The sequence below is a fragment of the Pseudomonas sp. FG13 genome (genome assembly GCF_057809755.1).
The window spans coordinates 1-22,942 of the sequence record NZ_JBMDKO010000030.1; the positions used below are offsets into that span (position 1 = coordinate 1).

Sequence of the window (22,942 nt, forward strand, 5' to 3'; positions counted from 1 at the left end):
ACAACGCCAAGGAAAAATCCTGGCAAGTGCGCCACGACTTCAACTTCGCCGCCGTTGGCGTGCCGGGCCTGACCCTGATGAACCGCTACATCAGCGGTGACAACGTGCACACCGCCACGGTGGACGACGGCAAGGAATGGGGTCGTGAAAGCGAACTGGCGTACACCGTGCAGAGCGGTGCGTTGAAGAACCTCAATGTGAAATGGCGCAACTCGACGCTGCGGCGGGACTTCAGCACCAACGAGTTCGATGAGAACCGGTTGATTGTCAGCTATCCGATGAGTTTGTTGTAAGGCGGCTGGGGTGGGTCTGTCGTTCAGGTGGCGGCTGACCCACCGCTATCGCGAGCAGGCTCGCTCCCACAGAGGATGTGCGGTGTACGCAGAATCTGAACGCGACGCCAAACCACTGTGGGAGCCGAGCTTGCTCGCGATGGCGGCGGTACATCCAACCTCTATGCAAGCTGACCCACCGCTATCGCGAGCAGGCTCGCTCCCACAGGGGATTTGCGGTGTACGCAGAATCTGCATACTGCACTGAACCACTGTGGGAGCGAGCCTGCTCGCGATGGCGGTGGCACATTCAACATCTTCATCGACTGCCCCACCGGGATTACGATGAGCCTACTCTCGGGACTCGACGCCCAACTCGTCCCACACCGACTCGGCCAGGTGGAACGTGGCGTTGGCGGCAGGAATGCCGCAGTAGATGGCGCTCTGCATGATCACTTCCTTGATCTCGCCACGGCTCACGCCATTGTTGGCCGCGGCGCGCAGGTGTAGCTTGAGCTCTTCGTTGCGGTTCATGCCGATCAGCATGGCGATGGTGATCAGGCTGCGGGTGTGGCGCGGCAGGCCCGGACGGGTCCAGATGTCGCCCCAGGCGTGACGGGTGATCATCTCCTGGAATTCGCTGTTGAATTCGGTCAAAGCATTGAGGCTGCGATCCACATGGGCATCGCCCAGCACCGCGCGGCGGACTTGCATGCCTTCGTCGTAGCGTTGTTTCTCGTCCACAAAAAACTCCTCAGGCGCGACTGGAATCAAGCAGGAAATCCAGCACCCGCTCGCTGAACGCAGCGCCGGCCTGGACGTTGGACAGGTGCGCGGCATGGAACTCGGCATACTGCGCCCCGCTGACCCGCTCCTGGATAAAATGCCCGCCCGACGGCGGCGTCACTGCATCTTCGATACCGGCCACCACCAACAGCGGCACACGGATAGAGGACAATTGATCGCGAAAATCGGCATCGCGCACCGCGGCGCAGTTGGCGGCATACCCCTGGGGCGAGGTGGCGGCGAGCATGTCGGTGATTTTCCTCGCCGTGTCCGGGTTGGCCTGGGCGAATTCAGGGGTGAACCAGCGGGCAATCGAGGCATCGCGCAGCGCCACCATGGCCGCCTTGCCGTCACGCAGCACGGTTTCGATGCGCGGGTTCCACATCGACGGATCACCGATCTTGGCCGCAGTGTTGCACACCACCAACTTGTGCAGTCGCTCGCCGGCATTGATGCCCAGCCATTGGCCGATCAGACCGCCCATGGACAGCCCGCAGAAGTGCACCTTGTCGATGTCCAGCGCGTCGAGCATCGCCAGCACATCGCGGCCCAATTGCTCGATGCTGTAGGGGCCTTCGGTGACCAGCGACTGGCCGTGACCACGGGTGTCGAAACGCAGCACGCGAAAGTGCTCGCTGAACGCCGCGATCTGCTCGTCCCACATGTGCAGGTCGGTGCCCAGGGAGTTGGACAACACCAGCACCGGCGCGTCTGGCCGGCCGTCAAAGCAATAGTTCAGTTCGCCGTCGGCGAGTTTGACGAATCCCACAACAATCTCCTTTCAGGCCTTCAAAGCCAGGTGTTCGGCCACTGCCCGGGCGACCCAGGTCTGGGCCTGGCCGAGGTAATGGGCGGGGTTGAGCAAATGATCGAGTTCGGCAGCAGACAGGTGCGCGCAAACCTGGGATTCGTCTCCCAGCACGTCGCGCAGGTGACGTTGTTCGGCCACGGCACGCTTGCAGCACTGCTCCAGCAGATGGTGCGCGGTGTCCCGTCCGACACGCTGGGCCAGGACGATGCTCACCGCTTCGGCCAGCACCAGGCCCTGGGTCAGTTCGAGGTTGCGGGCCATGCGCGCCGCATCCACCTCCAGCCCTTCGGCCAGCAGCCGCGCCTGTTGCAGGGCGCCGGACACCAGGCAGCAGATTTCCGGCAGGGTTTCCCATTCGGCATGCCAGAGGCCCAGGCTGCGCTCATGCTCCTGGGGCATCGCACTGAACAACGTCGACAACAAGCCAGGCACCCGTGTCGCCGCGCCGATCAGTACCGCCGCGCCCACCGGGTTGCGCTTGTGGGGCATGGTCGACGAACCGCCCTTGCCCGGTGCCGACGGCTCGAACGCTTCGCCGGCCTCGGTCTGCATCAACAGGCTGACGTCGCGGCCAAGCTTGCCCAGGCTGCCGGCGATCAGGCCCAGCACCGAGCCGAACTCCACCAACCGGTCGCGCTGAGTGTGCCAGGGCTGTTCCGGCAGACCCAGTCGCAGCTCGGCGGCCAGGGCTTCGGCGACCGGCAGCGCCTGTTCACCCAATGCGGCGAGCGTTCCGGAAGCACCGCCGAATTGCAGCACCAGCAAGCGCGGCTTGAGCTCCGACAGACGTTGGCGGCTGCGGCTGATCGCGCCCAGCCATCCGGCGATTTTCATGCCCAGGGTCACCGGTGTCGCATGCTGCAGCCAGGTGCGCCCGGCCAACGGCGTGGCGGCGTAGCGCTCGGCTTGTCGGGCAAGGATGGCGGCCAGTTGCGCCAGCTCGCCTTCGATCAGTTCCAGCGCCTGGCGCAGTTGCAAGACCAGGCCACTGTCCATCACGTCCTGGCTGGTGGCCCCCAGGTGCACGTACCGCTCGGCCTCGGCGTGCTCGCTGGCAATGCGTTTGCCCAAGGCCTTGACCAGCGGGATCGCCGAATTGCCGGCACTGGCAATCGCTTCGCCCAAAGCCGAAAAGTCGTACAACTGGGCGTGACAGGCAGCCTCGATGGGAGCCACCGCGTCCTGGGGGATCAGCCCTACCCGCGCCTCGGCCCTGGCCAGTGCCGCCTCGACGTCGAGCATGGCCTGCACCCGGCCCGCATCGCAGAACACCTCGCGCATGTCGCGGGCAGTGAAGTAGGCATCGAACAGCTGATTGCCCGGTCGTTCGCTCATAAACAGTCCTTGGGTGCGCCGGCCTCACGGCCGGTCGCGGTGGAATCAAAGGAGTGGTTCAAAGATCGTGGTGCAAATACGTCGGCTGCTTCGGCAGGCGCAGGCTGAACAGAAACGCCACCACCATCATGACCGTGACGTACCAGTAAAAGGCGTTTTCCATGCCCTGGGCTTTCAGACTCAAGGCAACGTACTCCGCCGAGCCGCCAAAAATCGCATTCGCCACCGCGTAGGCCAACCCTACCCCCAGCGCCCGCACTTCGGGTGGAAACATTTCAGCTTTTACCAGGCCGCTGATGGAGGTGTAGAAGCTGACGATTGCCAGTGCCAGGGTAATCAGGACGAACGCCAGGAACGGGCTGCTGATGCTTTTGAGGGTCAGCAGGATCGGCACCGTACACACAGCCCCCAACGCGCCGAACCAGAGCATGGAATTGCGGCGACCGATCTTGTCCGCCAGCATGCCGAACAAGGGTTGCATGCACATGTAGAGAAACAGTGCGCCGGTCATGATGTAACTGGCGGTCTTGGCATGCAGGCCAGCGGTGTTCACCAGGTATTTCTGCATGTAGGTGGTGAAGGTGTAGAAAATCAGCGAACCGCCGGCGGTGTAGCCCAGCACGGTGATGAACGCGGCCTTGTGGTCACGAAACAGCGCGGCGATGCTGCCGGCGTCCTTGTTCTCACGCATTTCCTTGCTGCTGGTTTCCTTCAGGGAGCGGCGCAGGAACAGGGAAATCAATGCCGCCACGGCGCCGACCACGAAGGGGATCCGCCAGCCATAGGCACGCAGTTCGTCTTCGTTGAGGAACTGTTGCAGGATCACCACCAACGATACGGCCAGCAGTTGCCCGCCGATCAACGTCACGTACTGGAATGAAGCGAAAAAGCCACGCTGGCCCTTGAGGGCGACTTCGCTCATGTAAGTGGCGGTGGTGCCGTATTCGCCCCCCACCGACAAACCTTGCAGCAAGCGGGCGAACAACAGCAACAGCGGCGCCCAGACGCCAATGTCCTTGTAGGTGGGCAGGCAGGCGATGAGCAACGAGCCGAAGCACATCATCAGCACCGAAATCATCATCGAGTTCTTGCGCCCGTGACGGTCCGCCACCCGGCCGAAAATCCAACCGCCGATCGGCCGCATCAGGAATCCGGCGGCGAAGACACCGGCGGTATTGACCAGTTGCACCGTGGGGTTGTCGGAAGGGAAGAAGGCCGGCGCGAAATAGATCGCGCAGAACGCATAGACGTAGAAGTCGAACCATTCGACCAGGTTGCCGGAGGAGGCGCCGACGATGGCGAAGATGCGCTTGCTGCGTTCTTCGCCGGTGTAGTGGCTGGTTAAGGTGGTCATGGGTTATTCACTCTTGGGGAATCGACAAAGTCTAGACACACTTCGTAACAGTCCCGTTCCTCAATTCGCGGTACCTGTGCTGGCGCCATCGCGGGCAAGCCTTGCTCCCACAGAGGCGTGCTCGCCCGGCAAGGAGGCGACACTGTGGGAGCAAAGCTTGCTCGCGATGCAATCTTGAGCACTCACTCAATAATCGAAGAACACCGTCTCGGCATCCGTCCCCTGAAGAATCACATTCCACTGGTACACGCCCGATCCATCGGGTTTGCTCACGATAGTGGCTCGACGCTCTTCAGGGACGCAGGCCAGCAACGGGTCGGCTTCGTTGGCCGGTTCGCCATCGAAGTAGATACGCGTCAGCAGGTGCTTGACCAACCCACGGGCGAATACCAGTACCACCAGGTGCGGTGCCTGGGTCGTGCCGCCCAGGCCCGGCACCGTGCCCGGCTTGATGGTGGTGAACCGAAAACGCCCCTCGGCGTCCACCGGCACCCGGCCGAAACCTTCGAAATTCGGGTCCAGGGGTTTGTCCTGATCATCTTCAGGGTGAGCGTATTTGCCAGCGGCGTTGGCCTGCCAGACTTCCAGCATCGCGTCGTTGACGAACTCGCCGTTACCGTCGATCACCTGCCCGGTGATCGCCACGCGTTGGCCGAGGGTTTCGGCGACGGTCATGTCTTCGCGGTTCAGCCAGGTCAGGCCGATGTGATAGTAAGGGCCAACGGTATGGGACGTGGTGGCGGTAAGCGTCATCTTATTTCTCCATCGGCGTGGCGTCGCGGCCGCGCAAGACGATGTCCCAGCGATAACCGAGGGCGTAGTGAGGGATGGTTTTTTCCAGGTCGAAGCTGGCGATCAGGCGCTCCTTGGCGCTGGTGTCCGGCACGCAGTTGTAGATCGGATCGTAGGCCAGCAGCGGGTCGCCGGGGAAATACATCTGCGTCACCAGGCGCGTCAGGATGCTCGGTCCGAACAACGAGAAATGGATATGCGCCGGGCGCCAGGCATTGTGGTGGTTGCCCCAGGGGTAGGCGCCGGGCTTGATGGTCTGGAACTGGTACCAGCCGTCGGCATCGGTGATGGCGCGACCGGTGCCAGTGAAATTCGGGTCCAGCGGCGCATCGTGTTTGTCGCGGTCGTGGTGATAGCGACCGGCGGCGTTGGCCTGCCAGATCTCCACCAGAATGCCCGGCACGGGATGGCCGTTCTCATCCAGCACACGTCCGTGAATGATGATCCGTTCCCCCAGTGGCTCGCCGGCATGCTGGGCGGTCAGGTCATTGTCCTTCTCCTGGACACGCTCGGCGCCGATGGTCGGGCCGGTGATTTCCGACAGTGAATGAGGCAGGTGCACCAACGGCTTGGACGGCGAGCGCAGGTTGGTGGACTGATACGGCGGGTGCAGGTACTCCGGCTGGGTGCCCGCTTGGGGGCGACGGTAACCAGGCTTGTCAGTCATGAAGCATTCCTCGGTTTTCTTATGAGTAGTACGACGCGTCAGACGCGTTCGATCGCCAATGCCAGGCCCTGGCCGACGCCGACACACATGGTCGCCAAGCCTTTCTTGCCGCCGGTTTTTTCCAGATGATGCAGCGCCGTCAGCACCAGTCGTGCCCCGCTCATCCCCAATGGATGCCCGAGCGCGATGGCGCCGCCGTTCGGGTTGACCTGCGGCGCATCATCGGCCACCCCCAGTTCGCGCAGCACCGCCAGGCCCTGGCTGGCAAACGCTTCATTGAGTTCGATCACATCGAAATCGGCGACCGCCAGGCCCAGGCGCCCGATCAACTTGCGCACCGCCGGCACCGGGCCGATACCCATCACCCGTGGCGCCACGCCGGCACTGGCCATGCCCAGCACTTTGCCGCGGGGGGTCAGGCCGTGTTTTTTCACCGCTGCGGCCGAGGCCAGGATCAGTGCCGCCGCACCGTCGTTCACACCCGAGGCGTTGCCGGCGGTGACGGTCTTGTCCGGCCCGTTGACCGGCTTGAGTTTGTTCAAGGCCTCCAGTGTGGTGTCGGCACGGGGATGCTCGTCCTGCTCGACCACGGTTTCGCCTTTCTTGTGGGCAATGCGCACCGGTACGATTTCTTCGGCGAAAAATCCTGCGGCCTGGGCCGCCGCCGTGCGTTGCTGGCTGCGCAGGGCAAACGCATCCTGATCGGCGCGGGACACCGCGTAATCGTCCGCCACGTTATCGGCGGTCTGCGGCATTGCGTCCACGCCGTACTGGGCTTTCATCAATGGGTTGATGAAGCGCCAGCCAATGGTGGTGTCTTCCAGTTTCATGTTGCGGGAAAACGCCGCATCAGCCTTGCCCATCACGAACGGCGCGCGGGACATCGATTCCACGCCGCCGGCAATGGCCAGTTCCATTTCGCCACTGGCAATGGCGCGGAACGCCGTGCCGATGGCGTCCATGCCCGAAGCGCAGAGACGGTTGAGGGTCACGCCGGGAATGCTCTCCGGCAACCCTGCCAGCAACAGCGCCATGCGCGCCACGTTGCGGTTGTCTTCGCCGGCCTGGTTGGCACAACCGAGGAAGACCTCGTCCACCGCGCTCCAGTCCACCGACGGGTTGCGCTCCATCAATGCCTTGATCGGCACGGCCGCCAGGTCATCGGCACGCACGGCAGACAGTGCGCCGCCAAAGCGGCCGATGGGGGTTCGAATCGCATCACAGATATAGACGTCGCGCATCAGGCTTCTCCCGGTGCCTGGCCGTGGGCCGCAGCCGTGCGAGCTTCCAGGTCGCGCAGTGCGCGCAGCTCCACGTCAGTCGGTTCGGCGGTGGTGTGCACCTGGTCGGCGAAACGGATCGCCCACCCGGTGGCCGCAATGACTTGCTCGCGGGTCACGCCGGGGTGCAGTGAAGTGACCACGAATTCATGGGTACCGGCTTCCGGCTCCATGATGCACAGGTCGGTGATGATACCCACCGGCCCCGCACCTGGCAGGCCCAGGCGCTTGCGCGAATCGCCGCCTTCGCCGTGACCGACCGAGGTGATGAAGTCCAGCTTATCGACGAAGGAGCGCGCCGACTGCTTGAGGATGATCAGCACGCTCTTGGCGGAACCGGCGATTTCCGGTGCACCGCCGGCGCCCGGCAGACGGACTTTTGGCTGATGGTAGTTGCCCACCACCGTGGTGTTGATGTTGCCGAAACGATCGACCTGGGCCGCGCCGAGGAAACCGACGTCGATACGTCCGCCCTGCAGCCAGTAGCGGAAAATCTCACCGGTCGGTACGACGGTATCCGCCGTCTCAGCCAACTCACCGTCGCCAATGGACAGTGGCAACACGCTGGGCTTGGCACCGATCGGGCCGGACTCGTAGATCAGCACGACGTCCGGCGACGAGGTCAACCGCGCCAGGTTGGCCGCTTTCGATGGCAGGCCGATGCCGACGAAGCACACGGCGTTGTTCTTCAACCGACGGGCCGCGGCAACGGTCATCATTTCGTTGGTGGAGTACGTCATTGTTTCGCCTCCGAAGCGGCTGCCAGTTTGGCCTGCAATTCACTGAAATCCCGAGTGCCATGGATGTATTCGTCGATCCACGCGGTAAAGGCCCCACGGTCCCGGGCGATGGCGTCCCACGCCTGGTAGAAACGATTGTCACGCTCGGTGTAGCCATGAGCGTAGGACGGATGAGCACCACCGGGCACATGGCAGACCGCGCTCAGGGCCCAGGTCGGCAGGACGCAGGCATTCATCGGCGCGTTCAGGTCGTCGACGATCTCTTCCACGGTGACGATGCAGCGCTTGGCGGCCAGGGCGGCCTCTTTCTGCACACCGAGGATGCCCCACAACAACACGTTGCCCTTGCGGTCGGCTTTCTGGGCGTGGATCACGGTGACGTCGGGGCGCACCGAAGGCACTGCGGCCAGGACTTCACCGGTAAAGGGGCAGGTCACGCTTTTGATCAGCGGGTTGACCTTCGGCAGGTCGGAACCGGCGTAGGCCCGCAGCACGGCGAATGGCAAGCCGGAAGCGCCGGCGACGTAGGCGTTGGCCAGGTCGGCGTGGCTGTGCTCCTCGATCTCCAGGGGCTGCGGCCACTGTTTTTCCACGGCATCGCGCAGGCGGTGCAGCGAGCCCACGCCCGGGTTGCCACCCCAGGAGAAAATCAATTTGCGAGCACAGCCTGCGCCGATCAGCTGGTCATAGATCAGGTCCGGGGTCATTCGCACCAGGGTCAGGTCTTTCTTGCCCTGGCGAATGATTTCATGACCCGCCGCCGTCGGGATCAAGTGGGTGAAGCCTTCGAGGGCGACGGTATCGCCGTCGTTGACGAATTGCTTCACCGCGTCGTGCAGCGAAAGGATTTCAGCCATGGGCAGGCTCCCGTTTTCCAGTGGACCGATATGAAGAAAAAGGCGCGAGGTTCAGCGCCGGAGTGACTGAAGATTAAGCTGCGGGAAAAAGCCAAACAATCCGATAATCGACTGAGTGTTCGTTTATCGAACGGATTGTTGCTTGGCTATCGATTTACTTGGTCAATGAATTCCGGGTGGGAGCGAGCCTGCTCGCGATGGCGGTGTATCAGGCAATAGAATCGCTACTGATAGATGGCTATCGCGAGCAGGCTCGCTCCCACAGGGGTAAGGCGCTCAGGCCAGCGAGTCAGGTCGCATCCGCATGACTGACCACGCCTTTGATCACCACGGCCGCAGTCGCCAACGCGGCAGGAATGACCAGGGCGGTCAGCACCTGCTCGAAGTTCCAGCCCAGACCCAGCAAAGTCGCCCCCATCCAGGCCCCGAGGATCGCGCCGAAACGACCGATGCCGAGCATCCACGACACCCCCGTGGCCCGGCCCTGGGTCGGGTAGAAACGCGCCGCCAGGGAAGGCATCGCCGATTGCGCGCCGTTGACGCACATGCCGGCCACCAGCACCAAGGTCGCGAGCAACGTGATATGGCCCAGGCTCTGCCCTACTGCGTAGGCAAATATTCCGGCCATCAGGTAGAAAAAGCCGATGACCTTGTGGGGATTGAACCGATCCATCGCCCAGCCCACGCCCACTGCACTCAGGACGCCACCCAACTGGAACAGCGCGCCGATGAAAGCGGCCTGTTCCATGCTTGCGCCGCTGTCGCGCATCAGCGTCGGCAGCCAACTGGTCAACAGGTAAACGATCACCAGCCCCATGAAATAGGTCAGCCACAGCAACAATGTACCGGCGCTGTAGGTACCGGAGAAAATCACCGCGAGGACGTTTCGGGCCTTCACGGTTTTCTGCTCGGGGACACTGAAGCTGGCCGCCTGGGCAATGGTGGCTGGGTCGATCGGTGCCAGGGCCTTGCGTACCTTGTCGGTGCCACGATTGCGCACGAGCAGGTAGCGCGCCGACTCCGGTAGCCAGAACAGCAGCACCACCGCCAGGATCAATGGCAGGATCCCGCCGATCAACAGCAAGCTGTGCCAGCCGAACGTCGGGATCAGTTTGGCCGAGATAAAGCCGCCGCCGGCCATCCCCAGGTTGAATCCGCAGAACATGCTGGTAACCAGCAGGGATTTCTTGCGCTCCGGGGTGTATTCCGACAGCAAGGTGGTGGCATTCGGCATCCCTGCGCCCAACCCCAGGCCCGTCAGGAAGCGCAGCACCAGCAATTGCTCGACATTGGCGCTATAGGCCGACGCCAGGCTGAACGCACCGAACAGCACGACCGCACCGACCAGGACGACCTTTCGCCCGAAGCGGTCAGCCAGCGGACCGGAGCCCAGCGCGCCGAAGACCATGCCGATCAGCGCCGCGCTCATGACCGGGCCGAGGCTGGCGCGATCGATACCCCAATCCTGGGACAGGGCCGGGGCGATGAAGCCCATGGCCGCGGTGTCGAGGCCATCGAGGAAGACAATCAGGAAACAAAGGATCACCACCCGCCACTGATAGCGCGAAATGGGTTGTCCGTTGATGAAGGACTGCACGTCGAGGCAATGGCCTACGGAGGTCTGGGGCTGGTTCATCGTCTGTCTCATTATTATTGTGCCGGGCCCTACATGGGTGGGCCCGATCGCGCCGGATGACGCTGCCGCGACATTAATGAGGCCAGATAAACACCGTCAATTCACCCGAGACGTCTCTGTGCGTTTATCGAACAGCTTAAGCGAACAGTTGCGCGCTCAGGTCCCGGCTGGCCCCCAACAGACTGGGCAGGAACCGCTGCTCCAGTTCACTGCGGCTGACACGTCCGGCATGGGTACTGACATTCAGCGCCGCCACGACCTGGCCGGAAGCGTCATAGACCGGAACGGCAATGGCCCGCAGCCCCTGCTCCAATTCCTGATCGACGATGCACCAGCCCTGCAGTCGCACCTGCTGCAGGCATTCGAGCAGCGCCTCGGGGGTGTGCAATGTCCGGCTGGTCTTGGCCTGCAGGTCGGCGTGGTCGAGGTAGTCACGCAGCGAAGCATCATCCAGGGCCGCCAGGAGAATCCTGCCCATGGAGGTGCAATAGGCCGGCAGGCGTCCACCGACGGACAGGTCCACGGAAATCAGCCGCTGGGTGGTGGCTGACCGGGCGATATAGAGAATGTCGTCACCTTCGAGCGTCGCCATGTTACAGGCCTCGTGCAGCTGTTCGCTCATGCGATCCAGGTACGGCTGGGCAGAAACCGCCAGCGGCGTCGACGACAGGTAGGCGTGGCCGAGGGTCAACACCTTGGGCAACAGCGAATAGGTGCGCCCGTCGGTGGTGGCGTAGCCGAGCTTGATCAACGTGTGCAGGCAGCGTCTGACCGCAGCACGGGGGATTTCGGTGCGATGGCTGATCTGCGCAATGGTCAGGTGCCGCTTGCGCTCCTGGAACGCCTGGACCACGGCCAGTCCGCGGGCCAGGGACGTCATGAAGTCCGGGTCGCCGGTCAGGGCCTGGATCCGTTTGGCCGGCGAGGCGACAATCGGTGGCGCGACTGAAGAGAAGGCGTTGCGCAGTTGGTCGTTCATGTCTGGTACTTCCCCGGCAGTGAGGGTTATTACAAACGGCGGCCAGCGGAACAACAAGGGCTGGCCATCAACACCGTTCGATTATCGAACCCTCGACCGATAATCGCAATCAACGAGACGCCTTCGGAATCGTCCGAGCGCTCAACGAATCCGACAATTAGTTTGAAGAGCGGCGTCAGGCACATTTGACTTTGAACAACGAGGTTGCAATATTGAACTTGTCGCCTTGAACGGCGCGAGGGTATCGGCACGGGTGGTATTGCTTGAAACGTAATTGCCATAAGTTGCACACGCAAATATGGGTACACACAACAATCCGCCCTTTAAATATTTCCCGATAGTGTTCTTCGGGTGGACCGCTATAATGCAACTCAGCGACGGTAAGGCCCATTGGCCTGCTCCGTCCTCAGGTGCCTGAAGCCCCATGGCCGCTTCCCCTGTATCGGCAACAACACGAAGCCCTGATGCTACGTCAGCTGTCAGCTCTGGTGCCGTGGCCGTCTGCGTGGATACATGCAGTGCGTATCACCAGATTCAATTTCACTTTGCTAGGTAATACTGTGACGAAAGACGAACTGCGCGCGGAACTTGAGCGCCAGGAACAACGTTACAAGGAAGTTTACGGTGGGGAAGTCACCACCTACGCCGCACAACCTGAACCGGAACGCAAACCCTGGCGTAAACGCGCCACTGTTCAGGACCAGGCCTTTTCCCAGGAACTTCAGAAAATGGAAAAGGAACTCAGGCCCGAAGAGCGATGACACGCTTTCCTTGAAAACGGTATCCGGTCGCCACCCAGACCGGACACCGCGGCTGGACGCCCGTCATGAGCGGGCCGCCCTCTCCTTCCGCCATGGGCTGGATGAAGCCGTGACTGACCTTCTTTTCAGATATTTCATACAAATTCCTGGCCCCCTGCCCAGCCTTGGCGTCTCTTGCTCGCCTGGCTTTTAACCCCCGGAATCAATGGGTTGCGCAGCCCTTGGAAAACCTGCTCCCGGAGGGTTTCCTACAAATTATTTCGTTGAAGAATGTTACCGATGAGCAGGCAATGCATCGATCAATGAGGTTTTCTGGCATAATCGCGCCCCCTTATGACCGGGTCAGAAAACCTTCATGATCGATTTATTCAGCGGACTGGATGCTTGGGTGCTTGTGAGCCTCTTGCTCGCCCTGGCTTTTGTCCTCGCCTTCGAGTTCATCAACGGCTTTCATGACACCGCTAACGCGGTTGCCACTGTTATCTACACCAAGGCGATGCCGCCGCACCTGGCGGTGTTCTTTTCCGGGGTGTTCAACTTCCTCGGCGTGCTGCTGGGCGGCGTTGGCGTGGCGTATGCCATCGTCCACCTGTTGCCCGTGGAGCTGCTGATCAACGTGAACACAGGACACGGGCTGGCGATGGTATTTTCGCTGCTCGCTGCGGCCATCACCTGGAACCTGGGTACTTGGTACTTCGGTATCCCGGCGTCCAGTTCCCATACGTTGATCGGTTCGATCCTCGGCGTGGGCCTGGCCAACGCGCTGATCAACGATATCCCGTTGGGCGACGGGGTGAACTGGCAGAAGGCGATCGATATCGGCGCCTCCCTGGTGTTCTCCCCCATGGCCGGCTTCCTGGTTGCAGCCCTGGTGCTGATCGGCCTGAAATGGTGGCGTCCGCTGTCGAAGATGCACAAGACACCGGAACAGCGCCGCAAGATCGACGACAAGAAGCACCCTCCGTTCTGGAATCGCCTGGTGCTGGTGATTTCGGCCATGGCCGTCAGCTTCGTCCACGGCTCCAACGACGGCCAGAAAGGCATCGGCCTCATCATGCTGGTACTGATCGGTATCGTGCCCGCGCAGTTCGTACTCGACCTGAGCAGTACCACCTACCAGATCGAGCGCACCCGTGACGCGACCCTGCACCTGAGCCAGTTCTACCAGCGCAACAGCGAATCCCTGGGTGAATACCTGGCGCTGGGCAAAAGCGTGCCGGGCGATCTGCCGGAGAAATTCCGTTGCAACCCGCAGCAGACCGAACCCACCATCAATGCGCTGCTCGACACCCTCAAAGGCGTGGCCGACTACCATTCGCTGCCGTCGGAAAGCCGCATCGAGATTCGTCGCTACCTGCTCTGCCTGGACGACACGGCCAAGAAGGTCGGCAAGCTGCCAAACCTGGCAGCCCGTGAAAAAGACGACCTGAACAAGCTGCGCAAGGACCTGACCGCCACCACCGAATACGCCCCGTTCTGGGTGATCCTGGCCGTCGCCCTGGCGCTGGGCCTGGGCACCATGGTTGGCTGGAAGCGTGTGGTGCTGACCATCGGCGAGAAAATCGGCAAGCAGGGCATGACCTACGCCCAGGGCATGTCGGCGCAGATCACCACCGCGTGCATGATCGGCCTGGCCAACGTCTTCAGCCTGCCGGTATCCACCACCCACGTGCTGTCTTCCGGCGTGGCCGGCACCATGATCGCCAACAAGAGCGGCCTGCAAGGCGGCACGGTACGCAACATCCTGCTGGCCTGGGTGCTGACCCTGCCGGCGACGGTGGCGCTCTCGGCCGGGTTGTTCTGGTTGGCTTCCAAGGCCCTGGGCAGCTGATTCCAGCAGCTCACAAAAAAGGTGCAATCCTTGCGGATCGCACCTTTTTTTATGCCCGGAAAACTGGCCCTGTGGGAGCAAACCTGTGGGAGCAAAGCCTGTGGGAGCAAAGCCTGTGGGAGCAAAGCTTGCTCGCGACGAAGGCACCTCGATTTACAGACCGTGTTTCAATTCATCGCGAGCAAGCTTTGCTCCCACAGGCTCGAACAGGGCTTCGGTGTATGGGCAAGAATCTGGCACAAAAAAAAAGGGCGACCGAAGTCGCCCAAAATGCCTTGCGTGCTCGTTACAGCTGGAAAGACCTACGGTTTTTTGCGCTTATGGGCGTCTTTCCAGATGAATAATCCAAAAACAGCGAAGAATACGAACATGAAGCCGACCGTTAACATTCCGGCAAACACCACATTATCGAAAAACATGATTGGCCTCCTTGGTCCTGCTCCTGTTGTGTTGGAGCCACATTAACCAATCGAACCGGGATGAACATTGACCGGGGTCAATAACGCTCGCGACCGAGCGAAAAGGAGGGAAATAACTGATCCACTGAATGGATCGAGGGGGCGTCAACGCTTCTTCGGTTTGTTCTTCGGCTTTTTCTTGGCCTTGCCCAGGGGCATGGCCTGCTCGAATGCCTGGCGGACTTCATTGAGGCGTTTTTCGTTGAGGTCATGAACGCGCTTGGCGCGCTCAGCGCTCAGGTCAATCAGTTTGTCGTCTTGGCTCATGGCGTGTCGGCATCATGCAGTGAAGTGCGAATGTGCTCATGATGGGGGCTGTTGGCTGCGTTGACCAGCCTGCGTGCGTGGGCAAACATCGGAAATCAGATCTGGATATCGACCCACAGGCCCTGGCGCGCCTCATCGTCAATCAGGGGTTTCACCGGCACGGTGTTGTCGGCGTTGAGTTCGGTCCCCGGTATGGCCAGGTGTTCCTCGGGGTCTTCATCGGCTTCGCGACGACGCCTGTCGCGCTCCTGCTGGCGACGCTGTTCCTCGCGCAGCAACAGCGCAGCCTCTTCCGGATCGCGCTTTTGCAGGTCGATGGTGCTTTCGCTGGAGGTTTGCTGTACCGGGGCCACGGGCGGGATGTCCGGTCGCTGGCGGACTGGATCCTGTTGTGCGGTGATGGGTACGGCGCTCAAAGGGAGCGTGGGTAGCAACATAGAAATCTCCTGTCATCAGGTTATCGGCCGCGGCGCAGGCTGCTTGAACCACTGGTCCGAAACTTGTGACCCGGTTGGCATTAATGCAAGGCAGGCACAAGCCTGTTTGATCGCCAAACCCGCTGAAGTTCCATCGCGCCGGTCGAAGGAACGGCGCTCATAACAGCCCGTTATGTGCGTAATTCCTTTGGTCTACGGGATCATTCCGTTAAGATAATCGGCTTTTTCAAGGCGGGAGTCAGGCAGCATGGCGCAGCAGTATCAACCGGGGCAACGCTGGATCAGTGACAGCGAAGCCGAGCTGGGTTTAGGCACCGTTCTGGCACAGGACGGCCGCTTGTTGACCGTGCTCTACCCGGCCACTGGCGACACCCGCCAGTACGCGCTACGGAATGCGCCTCTTACACGTGTACGGTTTTCACCGGGCGACGTGATCACTCACTTCGAAGGTTGGAAAATGACCGTGCGCGAAGTCGATGATGTCGACGGGCTGCTGGTCTATCACGGCCTCAACGGGCAGAACGAAGTCGTCACCCTGCCGGAAACCCAGCTGTCGAACTTCATCCAGTTCCGCCTGGCCAGCGACCGTCTGTTCGCCGGCCAGATCGACCCGCTGGCCTGGTTCTCCCTGCGTTACCACACTCTGGAACACACCAGCCGCCAGTTGCAGTCCCCGCTCTGGGGCCTGGGTGGTGTTCGGGCCCAGCCCATCGCCCACCAGTTGCACATTGCCCGGGAAGTGGCCGACCGCATTGCACCGCGGGTACTGCTGGCGGACGAAGTGGGGTTGGGCAAGACCATCGAAGCCGGCCTGGTCATCCACCGCCAGCTGTTGTCCGGACGCGCCAGCCGCATATTGATCCTGGTCCCGGAAAACCTTCAGCACCAGTGGCTGGTGGAAATGCGCCGGCGCTTCAACCTGCAAGTCGCCCTGTTCGATGAAGAACGCTTCATCGAAAGCGATGCGAGCAACCCGTTCGAAGACACGCAACTGGCGCTGGTGGCGCTGGAATGGCTGGTGGACGACGAGAAGGCCCAGGACGCGCTGTTCGCCGCCGGCTGGGACCTGATGGTGGTCGACGAAGCCCATCACCTGGTGTGGCACGAAGATCAGGTCAGCCCGCAGTACGCGCTGGTCGAACAGCTTGCCGAGACGATCCCGGGCGTACTGCTGCTGACCGCAACCCCGGAACAGTTGGGCCAGGACAGTCACTTCGCCCGCCTGCGCCTGCTGGACCCGAACCGCTTCCACGATCTCAAGGCCTTCCGCGCCGAGAGCGAAAACTACCGCCCGGTGGCCGAGGCCGTGCAGGAGCTGCTGGACAAGGGCCGCCTCTCGCCCGAAGCCCACAAGACTATCCACGGTTTCCTGGGCAATGAAGGCGAAGCGCTGCTGACCGCCGTCAACGATGGCGACAGCGAAGCCAGCGCCCGTCTGGTTCGCGAGCTGCTGGACCGCCACGGCACTGGCCGCGTGCTGTTTCGCAATACCCGTGCCGCCGTACAGGGCTTCCCGGAACGCAAACTGCACGCCTATCCACTGCCGTGCCCGGACGAATACCTCGAGCTGCCCCTGGGCGATCATGCCGAGCTGTATCCGGAAGTCAGCTTCCAGGCCCAGCCGGACGCCAGCGAAGAAGAACGCTGGTGGAAATTCGACCCACGTGTCGAATGGCTGATCGACCAACTGAAAATGCTCAAGCGCACCAAGGTACTGGTGATCTGTGCTCATGCCGAAACCGCCATGGACCTGGAAGATGCCTTGCGCGTGCGCTCCGGCATCCCGGCCACCGTGTTCCACGAAGGCATGAACATCCTCGAGCGAGACCGTGCCGCTGCGTATTTCGCCGACGAAGAGTTTGGCGCACAAGTGCTGATCTGCTCGGAAATCGGCAGCGAGGGGCGCAACTTCCAGTTCGCTCATCACCTGGTGCTGTTCGACCTGCCCTCTCACCCGGACCTGCTGGAACAGCGGATCGGCCGTCTGGACCGAATCGGGCAAAAGCACACCATCGAGTTGCACGTGCCGTACCTGGAAACCAGTCCACAGGAGCGGCTGTACCAGTGGTACCACGAGGCGTTGAACGCCTTCCTCAACACCTGCCCGACCGGCAACGCCTTGCAGCATCAGTTCGGCCCACGCCTGCTGCCCTTGCTGGACGAGGCCGACGATGGCCAATGGCAAGCGCTGATCGACGAGGCCCGCACCGAACGCGAGCGCCTGGAGACCGAGCTGCACACCGGTCGCGACCGTTTGCTGGAGCTCAACTCTGGCGGCGCCGGTGAAGGCGACGCACTGGTGGAAGCCATTCTTGAACAAGACGATCAGTTCGCCCTGCCGATCTACATGGAAACCCTGTTCGACGCCTTCGGCATCGACAGCGAGGACCATTCGGACAACGCGCTGATTCTCAAGCCAAGCGAAAAAATGCTCGATGCCAGCTTCCCGCTGGGCGACGACGAAGGCGTGACTATCACCTATGACCGCAACCAGGCGCTGTCCCGCGAGGACATGCAATTCATCACCTGGGAACACCCGATGGTGCAAGGCGGCATGGACCTGGTGCTGTCCGGCTCCATGGGCAACACGGCCGTGGCGCTGATCAAGAACAAGGCCCTCAAGCCCGGCACCGTGCTGCTGGAACTGCTTTACGTCAGTGAAGTGGTTGCCCCGCGTGCGCTGCAACTCGGCCGTTACCTGCCACCGGCCGCCCTGCGCTGCCTGCTGGACACCAACGGTAACGATCTGGCGGCCCGGGTTTCGTTCGAGACCTTGAACGACCAGCTCGAGAGCGTACCGCGCGCCAGTGCCAACAAGTTCATCCAGGCCCAGCGTGACCAGCTCACCCCGCGCATCAATGCCGGTGAAGAGAAGATCGCCCCACGGCACGCCGAGCGCGTGGCCGAAGCCCAGCGCCGCCTGGCGGCCGATACTGACGAGGAACTGGCCCGCCTGACCGCGCTGCAAGCCGTCAACCCGACCGTGCGCGACAGCGAACTGATGGCCCTGCGCCAACAGCGCGAACAAGGCCTGGCGATGCTGGAAAAAGCTGCGCTGCGCCTGGAAGCGATCCGGGTGTTGGTGGCGGGCTGATCAGCCCTGGCAACACAAAAAAGGCCCGCAGCGCTGCGTAATGCCAGTCAGTTAAGGATCAAACGGCGCAACGCCTGTGGGAGTAAAGCTTGCTCGCGATAGCGATGGACCCGTCAACATTGTTGCTGACTGACCTACCGCAATCGCGAGCAAGCTTTGCTCCCACAGGTTTGTGGCTTAACTGACTGGCATTACGCAGCGCTGCGGGCCTTTTTTGTGCGCCGAGCCCACCTTTCACAAACATCCCCGAAACGCTGTGGGAGCAGGCTTGCTCGCGATAGCGGTGGGTCAGTCATGGAATATTGGCTGGACTGACGCCATCGCGAGCAGGCTCGCTCCCACAGGGATTGCGGCGTATACAAATGCTGCTTATCCCGCAGGGAACAGCGCCGAACAGCAAGCACCAAAAAAACCCGTCACTGCCCCCGAGCGCTGAGTTGCTGTTGCAGGTTCTGGATCTGCGCTTGCAGCGTATTGATGTTGCGGGTGACCTGGCCGCGGAAGGCATCGAACTCGGCCGTGCCGCCGCCCGAGCGGTTATCCTGCTGGCTCTTGAGCACCATCATCTCCTGCTCCAAGCGTTCGATGGCAGGGTTCTGGTTATTCCTTTTCAGGGCGGTGATGTCGGCACCGATGCTCTTGAGCTGGGCATCGAGCACGCCGCCTTCACCCTGGTTCTTCAGCGTGGTCACTTCAGCCGCCAGCGTCTTGAGCTGGGCTTGGAGCTCCTTATTGGAAGCTTGCAGCTGAGTCGTGGCGTTCTGCTGTTCAGTGGCCTGGGCAATAAGCTGGGCCAGCTCCTTGTCCAGGTCGGCGGATGGACCGAACGTGGCTTGCTGTTGTTTGTACTGCTCTTGCAACTTGCTTTCGAAGAGCCGGGCCTGGTCTTGCAGCTTGTTGTCCAACTGCTTGACCTGCAGCTTCAAGGCTTCACTGTCGCTCATGACATTGGACTGACCGGCCACCACCTTGCCGGAAATGTCCTGCAAGCGTCCCGCCGCGTCCTCACTGATCCGCGCGAAACTTTCCTGGGTCGCCACCAACTGCTGCTCCATCAGGGAAATCTGCTGGAAGCTCCACCAGGCCAGGAAACCGAACGCACACAGCAACGCGCCAACCAGCGCCCACAGCGGCCCAGTGCTGGCCCCCTTGACCCTGGCTGCCGCCACGGGCGTCGGACGCGCTTGCACATGAGGCTGACGGTTGGGCAGGAAGTCATCGTCATCGGGGATGTCGGCACGCATCCGCAGGCTCGGTACATCGTCGAAGTCGTCGTGTTCATCATTACGCGTGGGCATGGATTCAACCTTTGAAAAACCAGTAATGGCTTGATGCGCCGAGTATAACCCCCTCGCCCGCCGCACCGATTGACCCCGAACCCGGCACTCGGTTCATGACGGACCGATCAGCGGGCTTTCCACCAGGTGCAGAACTCATCGAGAGCGGTCCACAGGCTGACCTTCGGATCGTAATCGAGATAATGCCGGGCCCGGCTGATGTCGAGGGTGAAATTTTTGTTCATGACCTGCATCCCCAGGCGCGACAGCGTCGGTTCGGGCCGGCCCGGCCACACCTTGCAGGCCCCTTCGTTCAACGCGGCCATGCTGTAGGCCAGCCCGTAGGAACGGTAACGCCTGACCTGCGGGACGTCCATCTGCCGCATCACATAGTTGACCACGTCCCACAGCGGAATCGGCGCCCCATTGCTGATGTTGTAGGCCTTGCCCAAGGCTGAACCGGTGGCCAGCAGACTGCTGAGCAGCACCTCGTTGAGGTTGTGCACGCTGGTGAAGTCGACCTTGTTCAAACCATTGCCGACAATCGCCAACCGCCCCTTGCGCTGCATGTTCAACAGGCGCGGGAAGATGCTCATGTCGCCAGCACCGGTCACGAAACGCGGTCGCAGCGCCAGCACTTCAAGACCGAACTCCTGGGCGCCGAAGACTTTCTGCTCGGCCAGGTACTTGGTGGCGGCATAGGGATGCCCGAAGCGCTTGGGCACCTGCTCTTCGGTCAGCCCTAAGTGGTCACGACCGTCGAAATAGATCGAGGGTGACGACAAGTGCACCAGGCGCCGGACCTTTTGCTTGAGGCAGGCCTCGACAACGTTTTCCGTGAGCTGGACGTTACCCTGATGAAAATCCTGATAGCGGCCCCACAACCCCACGGAACCGGCGCAGTGCACCACGGCGTCGACGTCCAGGCACAGATCACGGGCCAACAGCGGATCACTCAGATCCCCCGGGACGAATTGCGCACCGCGACGCACCAGGTGCTCCACGCTCTCGCCCCGGCGTCCGTTGACCCGTACATCCAGGCCCTGCTCAAGGGCGAAACGCGCAAAGCGCCCGCCGATGAAGCCGCTTGCGCCGGTAACCAGAATTTTCATGAATGCTCCCAACCCGTGCAGTGGCGGGCATCGAGCCGCCACGGCCAATTAATCTGTACGCCGCTTGCGGCTTGACGCTCATTGCGGTCCCCAAGGCACCAGCCAGCGCTTCGAGCAGTGAATCAATTGATCGGTCAACAACCCGAGCAACCGCCCACCATTACGCCAATGATGCCAGTACAACGGCACATCGATCGGTTTATCTGCCAGCAACTCCACCAACACCCCACGCGCCAGCTGTTCACGCATCTGCAGTTCCGGCACCAGGCCCCAGCCAAGCCCGGCTTCAGCGAGGCGGATGAAACCTTCGGAAGACGGACACAAATGGTGCTCGAAGCCGCCGTCGACGCCGAGGGAAGCGAGGTAGCGGTGCTGCAGGAAGTCATCCGGACCGAACACCAGGGCCGGCGTGCGAGCCAATTGATCGGCGCGCACGCCATTGGGGAAGTGCCGGGCAATGAAGGCAGGGCTCGCCAGCGCACGATAGCGCATGGCGCCCAGCAATACGCTGCGGGCCCCGGCCACCGGGCGCTCGCTGGCGCAGAGACACGCCGCCACTTCGCCGGCGCGCATACGTTTGAGACCGACGGTCTGATCCTCGACCACCAGATCCATCAACAGGTGATGTTCGGCGCAGAAATCGCCCACGGCCGCCGCCCACCAGGTCGCCAGGCTGTCGGCATTCAACGCGATGCGCAGACGTTCGGGCAGCCCATCTTCATCCAGTGCCGGCACCAGGCTTTGCAGATCGCGCTCCAGCAAGCGCACCTGCTGCACATGGTTGAGCAAACGGCGACCGATCTCGGTAGGCGCCGGCGGCGTGGCGCGTACCAACACGGGCTGGCCGACTCGCGCCTCCAACAGCTTGATCCGCTGGGAAACAGCCGATTGCGACAAACCCAGCACCTGGGCCGCACGCTCGAAACCGGCCTGCTCCACCACGGCAGCCAAGGCCGCCAGCAACTTGTAATCGAACATCAGTATTCCTAATGAGCAATCAGCAATATTGGTTTTTCTTATACAGCTTTCGACCGGAAAATGACCAGCATTCACTGGAAGGAGCGAGCCATGTCTGGCGAAACATCATTGAAAACCCTGCTGCGCAGCATGAGCCCGCAGCTCAATCAGGGCGAATACGTGTTCTGTAGCCTGCCCGACGGCCGGGTACCGGCGGACATCATGATCATTGGCAGCTTTCTCGAGCGAGAGGGACTGACGGTGATCCTGGAAAAATCCCAGGCACAGAAAGCCGGGCTGAGCTTCGATTACGTCGCCGCGTGGATCACCCTCAATGTGCACTCGGCCCTGCAGGCCGTAGGCCTGACCGCAGCCTTCGCCACGGCGCTGGGCAATGCCGGCATCAGTTGCAACGTGATCGCCGGTTACTACCACGACCATCTGTTCGTTGGTCACGACGACGCCGGACAGGCCATGACGGTACTCCAGCAATTGGCCGCGAACGGAGAGTAATGTTTATGTGGCAAAGCTATGTGAACGGGCTGTTGGTGGCCCTCGGGCTGATCATGGCCATCGGCGCCCAGAACGCGTTTGTGCTGGCCCAGAGCCTGCGTCGCGAACATCATTTGCCCGTGGCTGCGCTGTGCGTCACCTGCGACGCGCTGCTGGTCATGGCCGGCGTATTCGGGCTGGCTACACTGCTGGCCCAGAGCCCGTTGTTGCTGGCGATTGCCCGCTGGGGGGGCGCGGCGTTCCTGTTCTGGTACGCCAGCGTCGCCTTGCGTCGGGCCTGCTCGACGCAAAGCCTGCAGCAAGGCGAACGCCAGGCCGTGCGCTCACTGCGGGCGGTGTTGCTCAGTGCGCTGGCCGTGACCCTGCTCAATCCCCACGTCTACCTCGACACCGTGCTGCTGATCGGCTCCCTCGGTGCCCAGCAGAGTGTGCCCGGCGCCTATGTCGTGGGCGCCGCCAGCGCCTCGCTGTTGTGGTTCTTCACCCTGGCCATCGGCGCCGCATGGCTGGCCCCCTGGCTGGCTCGCCCGAGCACCTGGCGGATCCTCGACCTGCTGGTGGCGGTGATGATGTTCACCGTGGCGGTGCAGCTGATCGTCATGGGCTGATTATTCGAAACCGCTCTGGAACCTCTATCCCACACAGTTGTTGCGTGGTTATGCCGCACCCCCGGTGCTATGATCCGACCCTGCGCCGCAAAGAGTACAAACTCCCCGGCGCTAGTCC

The 22,942-nt window shown here is 61.9% G+C and carries 23 protein-coding genes; 6 read left to right on the forward strand and 17 right to left on the reverse strand.

Going from position 1 to position 22,942, the window contains the following annotated elements:
- A partial coding sequence (locus ACODTO_RS20765) for an OprD family outer membrane porin (protein WP_175386815.1) occupies window positions 1-293 on the forward strand: 293 nt, incomplete at its 5' end.
- 330 nt (window positions 294-623) lie between these two features.
- Here ACODTO_RS20765 and pcaC read toward each other — a convergent pair.
- The 11 genes from pcaC to pcaR form a co-directional block, all read right to left on the reverse strand.
- Window positions 624-1,016 carry a 4-carboxymuconolactone decarboxylase gene (pcaC, locus tag ACODTO_RS20770; protein ID WP_041021408.1) on the reverse strand — a complete coding sequence of 131 codons (393 nt, stop codon included), beginning with the start codon at window positions 1,014-1,016 and terminating at the stop codon, window positions 624-626.
- A 10-nt stretch (window positions 1,017-1,026) separates the two neighbouring features.
- A complete protein-coding gene (gene pcaD / locus ACODTO_RS20775) occupies window positions 1,027-1,827 on the reverse strand; it encodes a 3-oxoadipate enol-lactonase (RefSeq protein WP_139647668.1) in 801 nt (266 codons plus the stop codon).
- Between the two features lie 12 nt (window positions 1,828-1,839).
- Complete coding sequence (locus tag ACODTO_RS20780; protein ID WP_139647666.1) at window positions 1,840-3,204, reverse strand: 3-carboxy-cis,cis-muconate cycloisomerase; 1,365 nt, start codon at window positions 3,202-3,204, stop codon at window positions 1,840-1,842.
- 58 nt (window positions 3,205-3,262) lie between these two features.
- Complete coding sequence (locus ACODTO_RS20785; protein WP_489106988.1) at window positions 3,263-4,558, reverse strand: MFS family transporter; 1,296 nt, start codon at window positions 4,556-4,558, stop codon at window positions 3,263-3,265.
- A gap of 186 nt (window positions 4,559-4,744) precedes the next feature.
- Window positions 4,745-5,311 carry a protocatechuate 3,4-dioxygenase subunit alpha gene (gene pcaG / locus ACODTO_RS20790; RefSeq protein ID WP_489106989.1) on the reverse strand — a complete coding sequence of 189 codons (567 nt, stop codon included), beginning with the start codon at window positions 5,309-5,311 and terminating at the stop codon, window positions 4,745-4,747.
- 1 nt (window position 5,312) lies between these two features.
- Window positions 5,313-6,017 carry a protocatechuate 3,4-dioxygenase subunit beta gene (gene pcaH / locus ACODTO_RS20795; RefSeq protein WP_489106990.1) on the reverse strand — a complete coding sequence of 235 codons (705 nt, stop codon included), beginning with the start codon at window positions 6,015-6,017 and terminating at the stop codon, window positions 5,313-5,315.
- 38 nt (window positions 6,018-6,055) lie between these two features.
- Complete coding sequence (gene pcaF, locus ACODTO_RS20800; protein ID WP_489107000.1) at window positions 6,056-7,261, reverse strand: 3-oxoadipyl-CoA thiolase; 1,206 nt, start codon at window positions 7,259-7,261, stop codon at window positions 6,056-6,058.
- Window positions 7,258-8,037 (reverse strand): CoA-transferase subunit beta, encoded by a 780-nt coding sequence (locus ACODTO_RS20805; protein WP_175386820.1) that lies wholly within the window; start codon window positions 8,035-8,037, stop codon window positions 7,258-7,260. The genes pcaF and ACODTO_RS20805 overlap by 4 nt, the downstream gene beginning before the upstream one ends.
- Window positions 8,034-8,894: a CoA transferase subunit A gene (locus ACODTO_RS20810; protein WP_139647657.1), complete on the reverse strand. Its 861-nt coding sequence runs from the start codon at window positions 8,892-8,894 to the stop codon at window positions 8,034-8,036. Before ACODTO_RS20810 ends, ACODTO_RS20805 begins: the two co-directional genes overlap by 4 nt.
- Before the next feature lie 289 nt (window positions 8,895-9,183).
- Window positions 9,184-10,530: a 4-hydroxybenzoate transporter PcaK gene (gene pcaK, locus ACODTO_RS20815; RefSeq protein WP_139647655.1), complete on the reverse strand. Its 1,347-nt coding sequence runs from the start codon at window positions 10,528-10,530 to the stop codon at window positions 9,184-9,186.
- 136 nt (window positions 10,531-10,666) lie between these two features.
- Complete coding sequence (gene pcaR, locus ACODTO_RS20820; protein WP_024780244.1) at window positions 10,667-11,509, reverse strand: pca regulon transcriptional regulator PcaR; 843 nt, start codon at window positions 11,507-11,509, stop codon at window positions 10,667-10,669.
- A gap of 560 nt (window positions 11,510-12,069) precedes the next feature.
- Between pcaR and ACODTO_RS20825 the strand changes: the two genes are divergently transcribed.
- Window positions 12,070-12,270: a hypothetical protein gene (locus ACODTO_RS20825; RefSeq protein WP_080686273.1), complete on the forward strand. Its 201-nt coding sequence runs from the start codon at window positions 12,070-12,072 to the stop codon at window positions 12,268-12,270.
- A 355-nt stretch (window positions 12,271-12,625) separates the two neighbouring features.
- On the forward strand, window positions 12,626-14,101 hold the full coding sequence (locus ACODTO_RS20830) for an inorganic phosphate transporter (protein ID WP_139647652.1): 1,476 nt from the start codon (window positions 12,626-12,628) through the stop codon (window positions 14,099-14,101).
- 302 nt (window positions 14,102-14,403) lie between these two features.
- Here ACODTO_RS20830 and ccoM read toward each other — a convergent pair whose 3' ends face one another.
- The 3 genes from ccoM to ACODTO_RS20845 all read right to left on the reverse strand — a co-directional run bounded on the left by ccoM (window position 14,404) and on the right by ACODTO_RS20845 (window position 15,263).
- Complete coding sequence (gene ccoM / locus ACODTO_RS20835; protein WP_047701837.1) at window positions 14,404-14,520, reverse strand: cytochrome c oxidase subunit CcoM; 117 nt, start codon at window positions 14,518-14,520, stop codon at window positions 14,404-14,406.
- Window positions 14,521-14,664: 144 nt separating this feature from the next.
- Complete coding sequence (locus ACODTO_RS20840) at window positions 14,665-14,826, reverse strand: hypothetical protein (protein WP_175363744.1); 162 nt, start codon at window positions 14,824-14,826, stop codon at window positions 14,665-14,667.
- 95 nt (window positions 14,827-14,921) lie between these two features.
- Window positions 14,922-15,263 (reverse strand): aspartate-semialdehyde dehydrogenase, encoded by a 342-nt coding sequence (locus tag ACODTO_RS20845; RefSeq protein ID WP_139647650.1) that lies wholly within the window; start codon window positions 15,261-15,263, stop codon window positions 14,922-14,924.
- 247 nt (window positions 15,264-15,510) lie between these two features.
- Here ACODTO_RS20845 and rapA point away from each other — a divergent pair, with 247 nt between their 5' ends.
- Window positions 15,511-18,357 (forward strand): RNA polymerase-associated protein RapA, encoded by a 2,847-nt coding sequence (rapA, locus tag ACODTO_RS20850; protein WP_489106991.1) that lies wholly within the window; start codon window positions 15,511-15,513, stop codon window positions 18,355-18,357.
- A gap of 416 nt (window positions 18,358-18,773) precedes the next feature.
- On the opposite strand, the gene ACODTO_RS20855 is transcribed toward rapA, so the two are convergent.
- The 3 genes from ACODTO_RS20855 to ACODTO_RS20865 form a co-directional block, all read right to left on the reverse strand.
- A complete protein-coding gene (locus ACODTO_RS20855) occupies window positions 18,774-19,655 on the reverse strand; it encodes an ATPase (protein WP_139647646.1) in 882 nt (293 codons plus the stop codon).
- Window positions 19,656-19,762: 107 nt separating this feature from the next.
- Window positions 19,763-20,746, reverse strand: a complete 984-nt coding sequence (locus tag ACODTO_RS20860) for an NAD-dependent epimerase/dehydratase family protein (protein WP_489106992.1) — start codon at window positions 20,744-20,746, stop codon at window positions 19,763-19,765.
- A gap of 78 nt (window positions 20,747-20,824) precedes the next feature.
- A complete protein-coding gene (locus tag ACODTO_RS20865; protein WP_489107001.1) occupies window positions 20,825-21,730 on the reverse strand; it encodes a LysR family transcriptional regulator ArgP in 906 nt (301 codons plus the stop codon).
- Window positions 21,731-21,814: 84 nt separating this feature from the next.
- On the opposite strand from ACODTO_RS20865, the gene ACODTO_RS20870 reads away from it, so the two are divergent.
- Together ACODTO_RS20870 and ACODTO_RS20875 are read left to right on the forward strand one after the other, a co-directional pair.
- The gene (locus tag ACODTO_RS20870) at window positions 21,815-22,216 is read left to right on the forward strand and encodes an ACT domain-containing protein (RefSeq protein ID WP_139647640.1); all 402 of its coding nucleotides are present in this window, start codon (window positions 21,815-21,817) and stop codon (window positions 22,214-22,216) included.
- A 5-nt stretch (window positions 22,217-22,221) separates the two neighbouring features.
- Window positions 22,222-22,824 (forward strand): LysE/ArgO family amino acid transporter, encoded by a 603-nt coding sequence (locus tag ACODTO_RS20875; RefSeq protein ID WP_139647686.1) that lies wholly within the window; start codon window positions 22,222-22,224, stop codon window positions 22,822-22,824.
- Window positions 22,825-22,942: the final 118 nt, after the last annotated feature.